18 protein-coding genes are annotated in these 17,257 nt (G+C 58.9%); 16 read left to right on the plus strand and 2 right to left on the minus strand.

What is annotated here, in order from left to right; all coding sequences use genetic code 11:
* On the minus strand, positions 1-840 hold an 840-nt coding region (locus tag AC1D1Z_RS26500), incomplete at its 3' end, for a helix-turn-helix domain-containing protein (protein ID WP_477852056.1).
* A gap of 99 nt (positions 841-939) precedes the next feature.
* Between AC1D1Z_RS26500 and melA the strand changes: the two genes are divergently transcribed.
* From melA to AC1D1Z_RS26545, 9 genes are all read left to right on the plus strand, one after another.
* Complete coding sequence (gene melA / locus AC1D1Z_RS26505) at positions 940-2,256, plus strand: alpha-glucosidase/alpha-galactosidase (protein WP_018245633.1); 1,317 nt, start codon at positions 940-942, stop codon at positions 2,254-2,256.
* A 199-nt stretch (positions 2,257-2,455) separates the two neighbouring features.
* On the plus strand, positions 2,456-3,250 hold the full coding sequence (locus AC1D1Z_RS26510; RefSeq protein ID WP_018245634.1) for a DeoR/GlpR family DNA-binding transcription regulator: 795 nt from the start codon (positions 2,456-2,458) through the stop codon (positions 3,248-3,250).
* Positions 3,247-4,206 carry an N-acetylglucosamine kinase gene (locus AC1D1Z_RS26515; protein WP_018245635.1) on the plus strand — a complete coding sequence of 320 codons (960 nt, stop codon included), beginning with the start codon at positions 3,247-3,249 and terminating at the stop codon, positions 4,204-4,206. The genes AC1D1Z_RS26510 and AC1D1Z_RS26515 overlap by 4 nt, the downstream gene beginning before the upstream one ends.
* 30 nt (positions 4,207-4,236) lie before the next feature.
* Positions 4,237-5,493, plus strand: coding sequence for an ABC transporter substrate-binding protein (locus AC1D1Z_RS26520; protein ID WP_477852059.1), 1,257 nt, complete (start codon positions 4,237-4,239; stop codon positions 5,491-5,493).
* Entirely contained in the window at positions 5,490-6,410 is a 921-nt protein-coding gene (locus AC1D1Z_RS26525) for a carbohydrate ABC transporter permease (protein ID WP_018245637.1), read from the plus strand. Before AC1D1Z_RS26520 ends, AC1D1Z_RS26525 begins: the two co-directional genes overlap by 4 nt.
* Positions 6,411-6,430: 20 nt before the next feature.
* Positions 6,431-7,264 (plus strand): carbohydrate ABC transporter permease, encoded by an 834-nt coding sequence (locus tag AC1D1Z_RS26530; RefSeq protein WP_020493433.1) that lies wholly within the window; start codon positions 6,431-6,433, stop codon positions 7,262-7,264.
* An 11-nt stretch (positions 7,265-7,275) separates the two neighbouring features.
* On the plus strand, positions 7,276-8,229 hold the full coding sequence (locus tag AC1D1Z_RS26535; RefSeq protein WP_018245639.1) for an SIS domain-containing protein: 954 nt from the start codon (positions 7,276-7,278) through the stop codon (positions 8,227-8,229).
* Positions 8,226-9,524, plus strand: a complete 1,299-nt coding sequence (locus AC1D1Z_RS26540; RefSeq protein WP_018245640.1) for a D-tagatose-bisphosphate aldolase, class II, non-catalytic subunit — start codon at positions 8,226-8,228, stop codon at positions 9,522-9,524. The genes AC1D1Z_RS26535 and AC1D1Z_RS26540 overlap by 4 nt, the downstream gene beginning before the upstream one ends.
* A 67-nt stretch (positions 9,525-9,591) precedes the next feature.
* A complete protein-coding gene (locus tag AC1D1Z_RS26545) occupies positions 9,592-10,662 on the plus strand; it encodes an ABC transporter ATP-binding protein (RefSeq protein ID WP_018245641.1) in 1,071 nt (356 codons plus the stop codon).
* 109 nt (positions 10,663-10,771) lie between these two features.
* Here the strand turns inward: AC1D1Z_RS26545 and AC1D1Z_RS26550 are convergent, their stop codons facing one another.
* Positions 10,772-11,452, minus strand: a complete 681-nt coding sequence (locus AC1D1Z_RS26550; protein ID WP_018245642.1) for a redoxin domain-containing protein — start codon at positions 11,450-11,452, stop codon at positions 10,772-10,774.
* A gap of 237 nt (positions 11,453-11,689) precedes the next feature.
* Between AC1D1Z_RS26550 and AC1D1Z_RS26555 the strand changes: the two genes are divergently transcribed.
* From AC1D1Z_RS26555 to AC1D1Z_RS26585, 7 genes are all read left to right on the plus strand, one after another.
* The gene (locus AC1D1Z_RS26555) at positions 11,690-11,857 is read left to right on the plus strand and encodes a hypothetical protein (protein ID WP_018245644.1); all 168 of its coding nucleotides are present in this window, start codon (positions 11,690-11,692) and stop codon (positions 11,855-11,857) included.
* 24 nt (positions 11,858-11,881) lie between these two features.
* Positions 11,882-12,364, plus strand: a complete 483-nt coding sequence (locus tag AC1D1Z_RS26560) for an NUDIX hydrolase (protein ID WP_018245645.1) — start codon at positions 11,882-11,884, stop codon at positions 12,362-12,364.
* Positions 12,365-12,516: 152 nt separating this feature from the next.
* Complete coding sequence (locus AC1D1Z_RS26565; RefSeq protein WP_018245646.1) at positions 12,517-12,798, plus strand: hypothetical protein; 282 nt, start codon at positions 12,517-12,519, stop codon at positions 12,796-12,798.
* Between the two features lie 271 nt (positions 12,799-13,069).
* A complete protein-coding gene (locus tag AC1D1Z_RS26570; protein ID WP_018245648.1) occupies positions 13,070-13,939 on the plus strand; it encodes a DMT family transporter in 870 nt (289 codons plus the stop codon).
* 164 nt (positions 13,940-14,103) lie between these two features.
* Positions 14,104-15,018: an ABC transporter permease gene (locus tag AC1D1Z_RS26575; RefSeq protein ID WP_477852065.1), complete on the plus strand. Its 915-nt coding sequence runs from the start codon at positions 14,104-14,106 to the stop codon at positions 15,016-15,018.
* Positions 15,019-15,021: 3 nt separating this feature from the next.
* Positions 15,022-15,948, plus strand: a complete 927-nt coding sequence (locus AC1D1Z_RS26580) for an ABC transporter permease (protein WP_018245650.1) — start codon at positions 15,022-15,024, stop codon at positions 15,946-15,948.
* Positions 15,941-17,257 (plus strand): ATP-binding cassette domain-containing protein (locus AC1D1Z_RS26585; protein WP_477852067.1); only part of this gene is annotated, 1,317 nt, incomplete at its 3' end. The genes AC1D1Z_RS26580 and AC1D1Z_RS26585, both read left to right, overlap by 8 nt.

Below are 17,257 nucleotides of genomic sequence, written 5' to 3' on the forward strand. Positions count from 1 at the left end.
CACCGCTTCTCGGAAATGACGGGGGGTCGTACCCGTTCGCTCCTTGAAAATCTCGTAGAAGCGGCTGCTGGAACCAAACCCGCAGTCAAAACCGATCTGGAGGACAGGATCCTCCGTGTCTGTCAGAAGCTGCATCGCCCGGGCAATCCGATGTCGGGTCAGGTATTCGTTGACTGATATTCCCAGAACCTTTCGGAAAGCGCTGTTGGAGGTGCTTGGATGCATGCCCGCAAGCTTGGCGAGATCGGGTACGCTTATCGGATCTGCGTAGCGGGAATTGATGAGGTCGATCAGCAGCTCGACGTGGCGCACCGCGTGGTCAGCCAACGATGTCGGAGAGACATGGGTTGGCGAATTGTCGATTTCAGCATTGTCCAGGATCAGACGTCGTATTCGCAGTCGTACTTCCTCGACGATCAATTTCCGTCTTGCCGCACTGCCGCCCTGCCATTCCTTTTCCCATCGTGGGAGTGTCAACGCATCCATCGTTTCCTGATTTGCTTGCGCCAGAAACCTCCCCTGCATGATCGACTGCCTGGCCTTTCTGTCCACCGGCAGACCAAGGAAATCGATAAGGGGAAGATAGAGACATACGAGCGGCGCGTTTTCGGCAACAGCGATCGTCTGATGGGGAATTGCGGCCCAGAATAAAACCAGGCGGCCGGCCTCAACCTGTTCCAGCCTTCCATTGAAAAGGTAGGTCATCTGGCCTGCCATGAGCAGGTTTAATTCAACGTGGTCGTGCCAATGCGGTGCGGCCATCGCATCGGCGATGTGACGCTCGATCAGGAACTGCCCTCGGGATCCAATCCATTCGCCGCGGCTTTGGCTATGTTTCATTTGTAGGAGACTCGAATCCCGGAATTAATAGGCCGATGTCAGGAAGAAATTCTGATCTAGAAGGAGCAATAAGCAATCACAACCGATGGGGAGATTGCAATGCCGAAGATTTGTCTGGTTGGCGCTGGCAGCACCGTTTTTGCCCAGAACATTCTGGGAGATGTCCTGTCCACGCAGAGAGGGAGCGACTACGTCATCAGCCTCTTCGATATCGATCCAGAGCGACTGAAGACGTCAGAAATCGTCGCTCGCCGGATCTGCGAGTCGCTTAAGCTTTCAAGCGTCAGGATCGACGCCACGCTCGACCGGCGGGAAGCACTGCGCGGGTCTGATTTCGTGATCCTCATGATGCAGGTCGGTGGCTATAAGCCGGCTACCGTCACCGACTTCGACATTCCGAAAAAATATGGCTTGCGTCAGACGATCGCCGACACCCTTGGCATCGGGGGTATTTTCCGCGGTTTGCGGACGATACCAGTCCTTGAGGCGATCTGCCGAGACATGCAGGAGGTTTGCCCGCGGGCTCTTCTGATGCAGTACGTCAACCCGATGGCCATCAACTGCTGGGCGATCAAGGATCTGGCCCCGGAAATCCGGACCGTCGGCTTGTGTCATAGTGTGCAACACACAGCCGGGCATCTCGCGCAATGCCTTGGCGAGGACATTGCCGACGTAAACTACGTTTCGGCTGGGATCAATCACGTCGCCTTCTTCCTGAAATATGAGAAAGTTCACAGCGACGGACGGCTGGAAGATCTCTATCCGAGACTGAACGCTCTCGCCGCCGATGGCCGCGTTCCGCCGGACGATCGGGTGCGGTTCGATGTGCTCAAACGGCTCGGCCACTTCGTCACCGAATCCAGCGAGCATTTTTCCGAGTATACCTCCTGGTACATCAAGGAGGGACGAGGGGATCTGATCGATCAGCTCAATATTCCGTTGGACGAATACATCCGGCGCTGCGAAGTGCAGATCAAAGAGTGGCATGCCCTGCGCAAGGAACTGGAAGGCGACAAGCCGATCGAGGTGTGCCGCAGCAATGAATACGCGGCCGGCATCATTCATGCCGCGGTAACCGGCAACCCGGCGCTGATATACGGCAATGTGCCAAACAACGGCCTGATCGAGAATCTGCCCGATGAATGCATCGTGGAAGTGCCTTGCCATGTCGACAGAAACGGAATTCAGCCGATCCGGGTCGGTCGGATCCCCTCGCAGCTTTCCGCCGTCATGAACTTGAGCGTTTCTGTTCAGCAGTTGACGGTCGAGGCGGCTCTCACAAGAAACCGCGAGCGCATCTACCAAGCCGCTCTGCTCGATCCGCATACATCTGCGGAATTGTCGCCAGACCAAATCTGGAACCTTGTCGACGACCTGATCGATGCGCACGGGGATTTGCTGCCGAGATATCAGTAAGATCCCGCGGATAAGCCAGCCACAAGCGCTGCTTGGGATGGCAGTTCATTCGTTATTGGCGCGCCGTGAATTCACGGCGCGCCTTTTCTCATTCCGGCTCTCATCCAATGAATCAAAAAACGTCAGAAAATTGATTGACACTGATCATATGAAATGAAAATGTGATCGAAATTGGGGTGGATCGTGAGGGAGAATTTCGTTGAGCCAAGCAGTCGGAGTAAAGGTCGATCGGCTGGATGCCATTCGCAGCCACCTCTACGCGAACGGCTTTTCGACCATCCAGGCGCTTGCCGATGCGATCGGCGCATCGCTTGCCACGGTTCGTAGAGACCTGCAGATCCTTGAGCAGGAGGGGGCCATTGATCGCGTGCATGGTGGAGCGCGCATTGCCGAAGGATCATCGGTTGAGGTTGCATTTCAGGAGCGGGAAAAGCGCCATCTATCGGCCAAGCGGGCGATTGCCACCGCGGCCTACGATCTGCTTCATCCGCGTACGGCAATCTTTCTCGACGCGGGAACGACCGTCCTGCAGCTTGCGCGCCTCGTTCGCATCAACCCCATGCCGCTCAGGATATTCACCAACGGCCTGACGGTAGCGCAGGAATTCCTGAACATTCCGAATTTGGAGGTGGTGCTTCTCGGTGGTCAGCTGCGTAGCGAGAATGCGTCGCTTGTCGGACCTCAGGCGGAGGCAATGCTGGAAACATTATGGTTCGACCAGCTCTTTCTTGGCGCCAGCGCCATTAGTTCCGACGGTGCGATCTACAGCGTGGACAGTGCGGAAGCGAGCCTCAACCGGCGCATGCTGGCTCGATCGGCCAATCGTTTCGTCCTGGCCGATTCCTCGAAATTCGGAACCACGGCGACCTACAAGGTCGCGCCGCTGGACACCGCGAAAGTCATTACCGATTCCGGGCTTTCGCGGCACTGGCGCGACGAGCTTGTCAACTTCGGCGTCGACACAACGTTCGCCGATCTGAGGGCGAAAGAGTGAGCGACGCGCTGATCCTCGGCATCGACGGTGGCGGAAGCAAGGTGCTGGTTGCCCTCGCGGACAAGCGTGGCCGGATATTGCGGCGTTCCCGCGGCCACGGGGTCAATCCCATGGACAATCCGAATTGGCTCCAGGAGCTGGAGCAGCATCTCCTTCCCTTTCGAGATGAACGAAATCTGGCGGCCGTCGCCGCAGCGCTGCCCGCCTACGGGGAGGTTGAGCGCCTGTCGGTTCTACAACGGGATGCGATCGAGCGCCTGTTCCCAAACGTCCACCGGCGCGTCCTCAACGACGTCGACGCGGCGCATCTCGGTGCTTTTGCGGCCAAGCCGGGTATCCTCATTCTTTCCGGCACGGGTTCAATGGCATGGGCGCGTAATTCCAAAGGCCAGTCGGCGCGCACTGGTGGCTGGGGAGATCTCATCGGCGACGAAGGCAGCAGCCATTGGATCGGGCAGAGGGCGCTCAACCTTGTCAGCCAAAGCTTGGACGGGCGTGCTCCGGCAACGGCTCTCGCAAAGGCCTTGTTTGACCACCTTCGCATCGACCCGAGCAATCCCATGAATGGCCTCGGCGATTGGGCCAGCTCCGTGGCGAACCCGCGGGCAGACATTGCAGCAATTTCGGCCCTCGTCGATCAGGTCGCACTTGGCGGCGACAAAGGGGCGATCGCGTTGATCGAGCAGGCCGCCGATGAACTCGCGAAGCATCATGCGGCAATTGCCGGCCATTGTGATCCGAATTCCGGCTGGACCTATGCCGGCGGTACCTTTTCGAGCCGGCTACTTCTGGAGGCGCTTGAACGCCGTATTGGCAGGCCTCCGGCATTGCCGAAACTTCCCCCGATCGGCGGCGCGCTCCTGGCTGCCGCCCAGCTTCTCGACTGGCCGTTAGACGATGGCTGGTTCGGGCCAATCGTGGCCACGGCCGAAGGCGGTGACTGCGCATCCCAGTAATTGAGCTCAAGAATAATGAAGGATGGGAACATGCATAAATTGATCTTGCCTCTACTTGCGTCAGCAGCCCTGGCAATCGCCGTACCCGCTCTTGGCCAGGACGCCAAGCCGCTTGCCGGTCAATCGATCACGGTGCTCATGCCATCGCCGCAGGGACCGAATATTGCCTCTGACTTCGAGGCCGAAACCGGCATTCACGTCGACCTGCAGACCTTGTCCTGGGACGACATCCGCCCGAAGCTGGTGACAGCTTTGGTTGCCGGGACAGCGCCGGCTGATGTGACCGAATTCGATTGGTCCTGGACCGGTCAGTTCAGCGCCGCCGGTTGGTATATGCCGCTTGACGATGTGATCGACGCCGACACCGTGAAAGATATCGGTGTTGCGAAGATCTTCACCGTCGACGGCAAGTTATTGGGTATCCCCTACACCAACGACTTCCGGGTGATGCTCGTCAACAAGAAGCATTTTGCGGATGCAGGCATCACCGAGATGCCGAAAACATTGGACGCCCTGGTCGCTGCAGCCAAGAAAATCAAGGAAAAGGGCATTGTCGAGTATCCGATCGGCCTGCCGGTTTCAGCAACCGAAGGCGCGTCAACGAGCTGGTACTTGCTGACCAAGGCCTTCGGTGGCGAACTCTTCGACAAGGACTTCAATCCGCTCTTCACCTCGCCGGATTCGGCTGGTTACAAGGCGCTTGCTTTCGAGCTGATGCTCCTCAAAGAAGGGCTGGTCKATCCGGCGTCTACCGGCCTGAAAGACAGCCAGATCAATGAGAGCATGTTCGGGCAGGGCATCACCAGCATCATGATCTCCGGTGAGCCCGGTCGTCTCGGCCAGATGAACGACCCGAAGCAGTCGAAAGTCGCCGGCCAGGTTGAAGCGATCCTCGTGCCGACGGCGAGTGGTGAAACGCGCAGTTTCGGCCTTCCAGAAGCGCTGGCTATTCCAAACGTCTCTCCCAACAAGGAGGCGGCGATCGCCTTCGTCAAATGGTTCACCAGCAGGGACTTCCAGAAGAAGAATGCCGTGAACGGCTTCCTGCCGACCCGCACGTCGGCGCTTTCCGAACTCAACGAGTCTGGAAAGCTGAACAGCGGCGATGCTCTCGTGGCACAGTCCAAAACCGTTGAGCCGCTCTTCCCGCAAGGCACGCCGCCTTGGTATCCGCAATTTTCCAGCGGCGTAAACACAGCGATCAATAGCGCTGCCAAGGGACAGATGAGCGTCGACCAGGCGATGGAGGCTATCGCTTCCGCCGCCAAGCAGGCAATGGCGCAATGACCGCTTTGGCGTCCGAAGAGGCCACGAGCAAGCGTGGGGTCGGCTTCAACGCCGACGCCACACTCGGCTTGTTGTTGGTGTCGCCCATCGTTATCACGATGGCAGCTTTGGTCTTCTACCCGATGGGAAGAACCGTCTGGGACAGCCTGCACAGGGTCAACCCCATGCAGGCCGGCACTCCATTCATCGGCCTGGAAAACTACAGCCGAATGCTATCGGATGGCCAGCTCGCGACCACCTGGAGCAACACGCTCACATACGTTGTTCTGGCCGTCGTCGCCGAAACCGTGTTCGGCGTTCTTGCCGCCGCTCTCATCAATCAGATCAAGGTCGGGCGGCAGTGGGTTCTCGCAGCCGTGATCTTGCCCTGGGCGCTGCCCGGCGTTGTAAATTCGGTCATTTGGCTTTGGATTTATCAACCGGGTGCGGGTCTGTTGAACGGCATTCTTTCTGCGCTCGGGCTCCCCTTCGAAAATCATGTCTGGTTCAACGATCGCACCAGCGCCATCGTCGCCGTAACAATCGTCCACGTCTGGCGCATGATGCCCTTGACGATCGTCATCGTCCTTGCGGCGATGCAGAGTATCCCTGCTCATCTCTATGAGGCTGCGCGGATCGATGGAGCGACGCGCGTTCAGATGTTCGGATGGGTAACCCTTCCGCTGGTTCGCAGTGCGATCGCTGTCGCCATGACGAACGCGACCGTGAATGCTTTCAATCTCTTCGACGAGGCCTGGGTTCTGGCGGGTGCCAGCCTCGAGACCCGACCGGTGCTCGTCCAGATCTACCTCGAAACCTTCCAGAATCTCCGCTTCTCGTATGGCATGGCGCTATCGGTCGTGATCACTCTCGTGTCTCTGCTGATTTCGCTGGTCTACGTCCTTCGTGTCTACCGCAACACACGGTTCGACTCATGAAATCCCCCATTGCCTATCGAATGATGATTTGGGCCGGCGTCGTCGTCCTGTTGATCTGGTCTTTAGGGCCGATCTACTGGACCATCGCGAGTTCGGTTACGCCCAGCGACGACTTTTCGACCCGACCGATCAACTTCTTCCCGCAGCACTTTACGCTGGATCATTACTCACGGCTGCTTGGCATCAATATCGCGCGGATCGGAGGTGTTGAGGTATTCAAACAGTTCCGGGCCGCGTTGCTCAATAGCGTGGTGACATCAATCGCTGCCACGCTGCTTTGCGTCGCGATATCCGCTCTTGGCGCGTACGCGTTCACCAGGCTTCAGTTTCCTGGCCGCAAAGTGCTTTTTGTCGCCGTCGTCGCGACTCTGGCCATTCCTGCCTACGCGGTCTTGATCCCACTCTATCAGATCATGATCAAGCTGCATCTCGTCGATACCTATGTGGGCGTCTCGCTGATCTATGTCTCGGCCTTCCTGCCCCTGTCGTTATGGCTGCTGCGCAGCGTGTTCGAAGCTCTTCCGATCGCACTGGAGGAAGCGGCGCAACTCGACGGAGCCGGCCGGCTCTACATCTTCTTCAATATCGTCCTGCCGCTGGCCGGACCGGGTCTGACGGCAGCGGCGATCCTCACCTTTCTTGGTGCATGGGGACAGTATCTCGTACCGCTCATTTTTTCGCCCCAGGCAACGAAGCCCTTGACCGTTCTGATCCCGGAATTCGTAACCAAGAACTTCATCGACTACGGCCTCATCACGGCGAGCGGCTCGATCGCCATCGTCATTCCCGCCCTCGTCGTCATTTTCCTCAACCGTTACCTCGTCAGCGGCCTGTTGGCTGGTTCAGTCAAATAATCGGAGACTTCATGAACACGACCGAAAAAGTTATTTTCGAGCAATTTCCCTACTGGGAGAAGGCGATCGGCTCGAATTCAGCTGCCGATAGGGCGGAGCTGCTCGTCTTCGTCGGCTGTGGCACGTCTTTCAATCTTGCACTTTCGCTGGCAGCCTATGCCAATTTGGCGGGGCGAAAGGCAATCGCGGTCCCCGGCGCCGAATGGCAAAACCGCCCCTCGGCCTTCTGGCCGGAGTGGCGCAACACGCACGTCGTCGCGCTGTCCCGCAGCGGCGAGACGACAGAAACAGTCGCCGCAGCAAAAGCAAGCCGGGCCGCCGGCGCCTTCGTGACGGCGATAACGGTCGAACCGGAAAGCACTCTTGCGAAAAACTGCGATCGGATGGTCGCGGCCGAAACCCATCCGGACGAAGGTATTGTCATGACGGTATCGGCGAGCCTCATGGTCCTTCTCGGTTTGCAGATGATCGGGCAGAAGGTTCCTGTCTCTGTCGTGAATTCGGCTCGCCAGCTCGCGACGGCTCTCGATGCCGCGCTGCCTGGAATTATCGCCGACCGGTCGCACTTCGTCTTTCTCGGCGGCGGCCCCCTCTTCGGCGTCGCCCTGGAAGGAGCGCTCAAGCTCATGGAAATGAGCCAGATCATGACCCAGGCCTTCCACCCGCTTGAATACCGGCATGGGCCGATCAGCCTCGTTGACGGGAAAACGGTTGCGGTCATGCTGTACAGCTCCGACCAGAGGGAAGCGGAGACGAAACTGGTGGGAGAACTGAGAGAAAAAGGCGCGGTTGTCATCGGTGTGGGTGGTCCGGGCGATCTGGAACTCGCCGTTGATGTCGATCTGTCACTTGCGGGTCTCGTTGTCCTTCCGGCGCTGCAGGTCCTCGGCGAACGGGCCGCGCAGGCTCGGCAAATCGATACGGTTTCTCCCCGTCACCTGACGAAGGTTGTGACGCTCGCATGACGAGGATCGAAGAGAACCGGCAGATCGCGCTGCGAAAGCTTTTCGGTGCCAGGAACCTGCCCTTTCCACATGGCGTCACTTCGGTCTGCTCGGCTCATCCGCTGGTCATTGAGGCAGCCCTTCGGCGTGCCGGCATGGAGCACCGGGCGGTCCTCATCGAAGCCACCTGCAATCAGGTCAATCAGGAGGGCGGCTATACCGCGATGACGCCTGTGGACTTTCGCCGGTTCATCGAGAACGTCGCCGCAGCGACTGATTTTCCAGCCGAACGCATCATCCTGGGAGGCGATCATCTAGGCCCCAACCCATGGAGGACGTTGGCGGCCGAGGAGGCAATGTTGCGCGCCATGGCTATGGTGACGGCCTATGTCGAGGCAGGGTTCGAAAAGATTCACCTGGACACGTCGATGGGCTGTGCCGGTGAACCAACGGCGCTCGATGACGAATTGACCGCGGCGCGGGCCGCTCGATTGGCGAAAGCCGCCGAAGAGGCCGCTCTTCGTTCAGGCCGCCGTCCGCCGGTCTATATCATCGGAACCGAGGTGCCGCCTCCGGGTGGTGCAACGCACGCACTCGAAGAAATCGAAATTACGCGGGCCGATGCGGCGATGAAAACCCTGGCGGTTCACCGGGCGTCGTTTGCCGAAGCAGGTTTGGCGTCGGCGATGGAGCGGGTCATTGGGATAGTGGTTCAGCCGGGTGTGGAATTTGGCAACACGGACGTGGCGCTCTACAAGCCTGAACGGGCCAAGAGCCTCATTCGTTCGCTCGACGACATGCCGGGCCTGGTTTTCGAAGCACATTCCACCGACTACCAACCGGCCGAAGCCTTGTCTGCTCTCGTTGACGGCGGCCTTGCAATCCTCAAGGTCGGACCAGGGCTGACTTTCGCGCTGCGCGAAGCGCTCTACGGCCTCGATGCGATCGCTGATGAACTTGCAGGGAAGACGCCCCGAACCGGACTGGTGACGACCATGGAAAAAATCATGGTTGAGCAACCGGCAAGCTGGGCGGGCCACTATGGCGGCAGTCCCGATGAGCAGCGACTGCAACGGCATTTCAGCTATAGTGATCGAATTCGCTATTACTGGCCGGATCCTCGAGCATTCGCCGCGGTCGGCGAATTGTTCAGCCGGCTTCCTGATGAAATTCCCGAAACTCTGATCAGCCAATATCTCGGCCGACTATATTCTGACGTGGTGTCAAAGCGGGTCGCTCCGAAGGCCCGCGAGCTCTGCCTTGCGGCGGTCGACGCGGTATTGGCGCCTTATTCAGCCGCCACGGCAAGCCAATGAGCAATCGACAGCCGTGTCACACGAGCGGCTGCGTCCCGAAGATATCAATATTCAGCCGGAGAAAGTTATGGCGTCAGTAAGTGTGGCGAATGCCCGCAAGAGCTACGGTCACTTCGAAGTTCTGCATGGGGTGGATATTGATATCCAAGACGGCGAGTTCGTTATCCTGGTCGGCCCGTCCGGGTGCGGGAAGTCGACATTGTTGCGGATGATCGCCGGCCTCGAAGAGATTTCAGCTGGTCGGATTTCGATCGGCAGCAAGGTCGTGAACAATGTCGCGCCAAAAGAACGCGATATCGCGATGGTTTTCCAGTCCTATGCGCTCTACCCCCATCTGACAGTCGAGGCGAATATGGGTTTTTCGCTGAAGCTGGCGAAAGCACCCAAGGAACAGACCAGGCAGCGTGTTCGAGAGGCCGCTGAAATTCTGGGGCTCGAGCATCTGCTCGACAGATATCCGAGAAATCTGTCGGGTGGCCAACGCCAACGTGTGGCGATGGGCCGTGCCATCGTTAGAAATCCGCAGGTCTTCCTGTTTGACGAACCATTGTCGAACCTGGACGCGAAGCTGCGTGTGCAGATGCGTTCAGAAATCAAGCAACTGCATCAGCGACTGAAGACAACGACCATTTATGTCACCCACGATCAGATCGAGGCGATGACGATGGCCGATCGGATTGTTGTGATGCGGGACGGCTTCGTCGAGCAGATAGGCTCGCCGTTGGATCTCTACGACCGACCGGCAAACCTTTTCGTGGCCGGCTTTATCGGTTCGCCGGCGATGAACCTTATTCGAGGGCAGGTCAGCACTTCGGGGCCGCTGGAGTTGATCGCGGACGGCGGAGGTAGGTTACCACTGTCCGAAGCAGCGTCATTGGAACGCGGCGCGCAGATTATCTACGGCATTCGCCCTGAGCATCTCACAATCGGACAAGGTCCTGCYACCGCTGAGGTCGTCCTCGTTGAACCTACTGGTGCTGAGATCCAGATAACCACGAAGTTTGGCGCCGATCACCTCGTTGCGACGGTAAGAGAGCGCCTTGATCTGCGCGCCGGCGACCAGATCGTCATTGCCCCAGATCTCAGCAAACTGCATCTGTTCGACGCGAGAACCGAAAGGCGGTTGAGGTCCGTCTAACCTGATGATTTTCCGGCAGAACGTGACATGGAGTTCAAGCTGATGACAGGTCGGAGAGTCGCCCTCATTCGACATCATGCAGCAACGCTGGCCGACGATTCGGTGCGGGTCAGTGTCCAGGGCTGCCAGCGGCGGCGATGATCTCCGCCGCGGTCGGGAAGATGGAGAGGCTGTTCGGTCCGTCGAGCGCCTCGATTTGTACCCAGCCGATGGTGCCGTTCGCATTGACCAGGAAGTGCCCTACGAGCTGGGTAGCATGGTTCGCGAAGATCGCATTATCGGCTTCGTCAAGCTCAAAGCCGTCCTTGGCGTTGAGTATCGTGTTGGCTTCCATCGGGTGCAGCGGTTCCGGCAGCTCGCCCGTGGGGTTGATGCGTGCCGCCAGGAACTGCGCCATCGTTGCACCATAGGGCCATTCGGGCTGCTCGCAACTCCCTTCGGGCAGGAACTCGCCATGCGGCACACCGTAGGCTCGATGCGTGCGGCAGTCGGGGTCACACAGAAGCGTTATTGGCGTCGGCCGGTGGCGGAAATACAGGCGGGCACGTTCCACCGGCGTGTTGATAACGGCCACGGTCTCCACACCGGCGGCGCGCAAGGTCGGCTGTACGCTGGCAAGCTGTTCTAACTGGCGCCGGCAGAACGGGCAGTGCAGCCCGCGAAAGAACCCGATGACGAACGGGCGACCGCTCAAGTCGGCGAAAGAGACGGTTCCGTCGAAGTTGGCCGTGGCAAGTGCGAAGGCGGGGGCGGTTTCTCCTGGTTGCAGCGGGCGTTTCTGGTCTCCCATGGAATAATTCCTTTGTCGTATCGTCCAGGTGGACGACCGAAATTTGACTATACCACTTGTGTCGCAAGAAGGCCCAGTGTTCGATGTTGAGATCGCCGAATGTGGTTCGGCATGGCATTTGCCGCTCTGACCGGCGTCGAAGCTGACCCTTTCATTGAACCGCCTGACGTCGTCGAGAGCTTGCCGGTATCGATCGCCGCTCCTATCTTATTTAGAACAGACTAATGGAGCAATGAGATGGCGGAACTTGTGGCTGACACTCTATTCGACACGACGATCGAGATCATTCCTCCGGAAGACATAAAAGAACAACCAGACGGTGCTGCTTGCCTTTGCTGCAAGCGCCGGCGTCGGTGGATGGATGATGACGGCTGCGGCATCTGTGAGGAATGCCTGGCCTCGTGATCGACACAAGAGGGGCACAAGGCGATGGTCATCCGTAGCGCCGGACTTTTGATATACCGGCGTGTTTCCTGGGACATCGAAGTCCTTCTCGTCCATCCGGGCGGCCCTTTCTGGGCTAGGAAAGACGAGGCTGCGTGGTCGATCCCGAAAGGGCTGGTCGAGGCTGGAGAAGACGAGCTCGCGGCGGCAATAAGGGAGACTGCCGAAGAGCTTGATATCGCGGTCAATGGCAGGTTCACACCGTTGGGCGAATACCGACAACCTGGCGGAAAGATAGTTATCGCTTGGTCGATCGAAGCCGATCCGGTACTGGACGTGAATGCGATACAGAGTTCCGAATTTCAAATGGAATGGCCGCCACGGTCAGGGCGGGTAAAGAGCTTTCCAGAGGTTGATCGTGCGGGATGGTTTTCCCTGCCCGACGCAGCCATAAAGCTCTTGAAAGGGCAGCGACCAATGCTTCCCGACCTCCTGACGCATCTGGAACGAGCGGCCCGAAGTTATTGATCGAGCCGTCATCTCACTGCACTCATGCGTGAGGTGCGCGGCAGCCATGAGTTGCTTCTGAAGACAGCAATCCTATCTGACAGTCACGCCATGTGACTGAAATCGAGAAATTGGAGCTGCGATCCGCCTTGGGCACGCGCGAGGAGACAATCATGAACGGCATTTCCAAAACCCTGAACGACATGACGCTTGTCGAACGCTCGAGCCTGCTCGACACCGTCGCCGACGCCTTGGAAGCAACGGCCGAGGAGGCAGAAGGTGAGGGCGACGCCCGCTTTGTCGCCAACTCCATCTGCGTCGCGAATACGATTCGCGGACTATCCGGCGATCTCACGCCGCGCGATCTGCAGGCGGCCGAGTTGCTGCTTGAGCAGGGCATCATGCTCGTCCACCAATTCTCGAACCGCGCGAAACCGAACCGAGTGGTCCACTAGCCGAGGGCGAGGGCGGCCCTGTCAGCAATGCGCTCTGTCAGTGTGGACGGCGGTTGATGGATTGAGATAAAGCCGTTAATCCGCGCTGTGGATAACGGATGCTGCCGGACCCTAGGAGAACGAGCGGTCTGCGCCGCGGCACCGTTGGGAGCCCGGAGATTAGCAGACACGCCAGGAAGGCTTTATTTCTCATGGATTGCCGGTTCAACGCGCAGCCGTATCGAATGGTCGATATGGCGGGGTTCGCCTTTCTTCGATCAGGGGAAGCGTGATGCAGCCTGGTCGCACGGGCCTTGCCGTATGCATGATGGTGGCCGCCGCTTTCTTAAATAGTCTCGACGCAGTCATCGTACGCTTGCTGGCCGGCGACGTGCATCCATTGATGATCGGCTTTTTCCGGTCGTTTTTCGGACTTCTTGTCGTCACGCCCTGGATCGTGTCACGGGTCGACCTGAAAGCCTCACCCTATCGTGTTCTGCATGTCGTGCGCGCGGGTCTGAAGCTTGCCTCACTGGTCGCATTGTTCGTCGCCTTTGCGCACGCACCACTCGCCGATGCCACGGCGATCAATTTCACCATGCCCATGTTTCTCGTTCTCGGTGCGTGGCTGGTGCTCAAGGAACATGTCGGCATCTCCAGCGTGGCCGGCATTGTCGCAGGTTTTGTCGGCGTCATGATCATCATTCGCCCTGGAGCGTCCGGTTTCGACCAATGGCTGCTTTTTGCACTGGCAGGAGCGGTCTTGACGGCGGCCAGCCAATTGATGCTGCGGCGGATGGCATTGAGGGATAGTGCGGACCGGCTGGTTGCATGGAATCTGATAGCGACGGTGCCGCTTGGCGTAATCCTCATGCTGCCGGTCTGGTCAATGCCGACCTGGAGCCAACTCGGGCTGCTTGCTATGCAAGGAGCCCTCGGAGCACTGAACATGACGCTGATCACGCGTGCCTTCGGCATGGCGCCAGCAAGCGTTCTGGCACCGCTCGACTTTCTCCGACTGCCCGTCGTCGCCCTGATGGCCTTCTCATTTTTCTCGGAAGTTCCGGCCGCACAGACGTGGATCGGCGCGGCGGTGATCATCGGCGCGGCCTTTATTGGAACCCGCGGTATCACATGGCGACGCAAGCCGCCGGTTGATTAGCCCTGATCATTTTTGGGGTTCACAAAAATTTTAGATGAACTAATATTTCAGTTGTAGCGACTGATTTTGAAGTCGTGCCTGTTGCCGGAGGGCATGACAGGTGGCTTCGGCACAGACGAAGACGAGACATCACGGCCCCTATGGGTTCACTCGGGAGGAGTGGTATGAAGAGTTTCATCGGCAAACGCGCGATCGCCAGTGGCGTATCGCTCGTGGTGCTTATCGTCATCGTGTTCTTCCTCTCCCGGCTGACGGGCGATCCCACCGACCTCTATCTGCCGATCGACGCGACCACGGAAATGCGCCAGCAATTCCGTGAGATGAACGGTTTCAACGATCCGTTGATCATGCAGTTCGGTCGTTATGTCTCGGATCTTGCACAAGGTAATTTCGGTCAGTCGCTGCGACAGGCCCGTCCTGCCATGGATGTCGTGCTGGAGGCCTTCGTCTGGACCTTCTGGCTGGCTGTCATCACCATGGTGCTGGTCACGATCGCCGCGATCGTCATTGGGTCACTTGCGGCGTTTCGCGTCGGCGGCATCTTCGACCGTCTTGCCACCTTCTTCTCGTTGATCGGCGCTGCGGCGCCGGATTTCTGGCTGGCCATCGTGGCGATCGTCATTTTCGCCGTCAAACTGCATGTCCTGCCGACATCAGGAACGGGAACTATCTGGCACTGGATCCTGCCGGTCAGCGTCCTGTTCATCCGGCCCTTCGGCCTGATCCTGCAGGTGGTCCGCGGCTCGATGATCAGTGTTCTGTCTTCCGCCTATGTGAAGACGGCCCGCGCCAAGGGGGTCCGCTCGAACTCAATCATCTTCATTCACGGACTGCGCAACGCCATGCTGCCGGTGATCACAGTCATCGGCGACCAGGCGGCCGCCATCTTGAACGGTGCGGTTGTCGTCGAGACGGTGTTTGGCTTTCCCGGCATCGGCAAACTGATGATCGATTCCATCCTGCTTCGCGATTTCGCCGTCGTGCTGGCCGTCATCATGGTCTCGGCGCTGGCGATCTTCATCATGAACCTGTTGATCGATATCGCCTATGCGCTGCTCGATCCGCGTATCCRGTATTGAGCGATGACAATGACCGACACACAAATCCTCGCCGAGAAAAAAACAAGCGGCCCGATCGGGCGTTGGCTGACGATGCTGTGGGCGGACAAGCTCGCTTTCTTCGCGGCCCTGTTCCTTTTGATCGTTCTGCTCTGTGCGCTGTTTGGCCCGTTGCTGCTGGAGGCCATCGCCACCAAGCAGAACCTGCGGGGCCGAAATGCGCCGCCGTTCGATATCACCCGCGGATTGCTTTATGTCCTCGGCGCCGATGCGCTGGGCAGGCCGCTTCTTGCCCGTGTCATCGTGGCGGCGCAAAACACCATCCTGGTTGCCGCCGCAGCCGTGCTTGCCTCATCTGTCGTCGGTACGGCGCTCGGTCTGGTCGCAGGTTACAGCCGCTCTTCCGCGGCTCAATGGATCATGCGCCTCGGCGACGTCATCATGTCCTTTCCGTCACTGCTTCTGGCGGTGATCGTGCTCTACATGCTCGAGCCCTCGGTCACCAATATCGTCCTCGTCCTGGCGATCACCCGCATTCCCATCTATCTGCGCACCACGCGTGCCGAGGTGCTGGAAGTGCGCGAGCGGATGTTCGTGCAGGCGGCGAAGGTCATGGGAGCATCGTATTGGCGCATTGTCTTCCATCACATCCTGCCAGTGATCTTCCCCACGCTGGTGACTATCGCGACGCTGGATTTCGCCTTCGTCATGCTGGCGGAATCCTCCCTGTCATTCCTGGGGATCGGCATTCAGGCGCCGGAGATCACCTGGGGTCTCATGGTTGCGCAAGGACGACCCTATCTCACCAATGCCTGGTGGCTTTCCTTCTGGCCGGGTCTTGCAATCATCCTGACGACGCTGTCGCTGAACCTTCTGTCGAATTGGCTGCGCATCGCACTCGATCCGACGCAACGCTGGCGCCTTGAAATGAGGGGCAGGAAAAATGGCTGAACATCTTTTGGAAGTGCGTGACCTCTCGGTCGAGTTCCACACCGTCAGCGGGACCGTCAAGGCGGTGCAGGATGTCAGCTGGCATCTCGATCGCGGTGAGACGCTGGCGATCCTCGGGGAAAGCGGTTCGGGCAAGTCCGTGTCGGCCTCGGCGATCATGAACCTGATCGACATGCCACCCGGCAAGATCACCAGCGGCACGATCCTCCTCAACGGGCGCGACATGCTGGAAATGACGCCTGAGGAGCGGCGCTCGATCAACGGCGCCAAGATCGCCATGATCTTTCAGGACCCGCTCGCCCATCTCAACCCGGTCTATCCGGTCGGCTGGCAAATCACCGAGATGATGACGACGCATGGTCAGTCGGCGGAGCGTGCCGGTGCAAGGGCGCTCGAATTGATCGGGCGCGTCGGCATAACCGACCCGCAAGCGGCGATGCGAAAATATCCGTTCCAGTTCTCCGGCGGACAGCGGCAGCGCCTGATGATCGCCATGGCAATCGCCTGCAAGCCCGATATCCTGATCGCGGATGAACCCACCACCGCGCTTGATGTTACGGTGCAGGCGCAGGTGCTCGAACTTCTGCAGGAATTGCAGCAGGAAACCGGCATGGGCCTGTTGCTGATCACCCACGATTTGGGCGTCGTTGCCGAGATCGCCGACCGGGTCGTGGTGATGAATTCCGGCTGCGTCGTCGAAACCGGCAATGCGGCCGAAGTCTATCGCAATCCTCAGAACGCTTATACGAAGAAACTGATAGCCGCAGCACCCGGGAAAGGTGCGATGGCGCAAGAGCGTGACCGGCAGGGCGAACCGCTGCTGCGCGCCATCGGCTTGAAAAAGAGTTTTGGCGCATTCCAGGCGCTGAAGGGCGTGGACTTCGTCATCATGCCCGGCGAGACGGTTGCCGTTGTCGGTGAGAGCGGATCCGGTAAGTCAACTCTTGCCCRGGCGATCGTTCGCCTCGATGATCCGCAGGAGGGCCAGGTCGTCTACCGCGGCAACGATCTGCTTGCGATGACCCCTCGAGAAATATTCGGGCTGCGTCGCGATTTGCAGATGGTCTTCCAGGACCCGACCCAGTCACTGAACCCGCGGATGAGCGTGTTCCGGTTGATTTCGGAGGCCTGGGTCATTCACCCGGATATCCTGCCGAAAGCAAGATGGAAGGAGAAAGTGGCCGAGTTGCTGGTCAAGGTTGGCCTGAAACCGGATATGGCCGATCGGTATCCACACCAGTTTTCCGGCGGCCAGCGCCAGCGCATCGCGATTGCCCGGGCGCTGGCGATGGAGCCGAAACTGATCATC

This window comes from Rhizobium sp. P1_E1 (genome assembly GCF_056406015.1).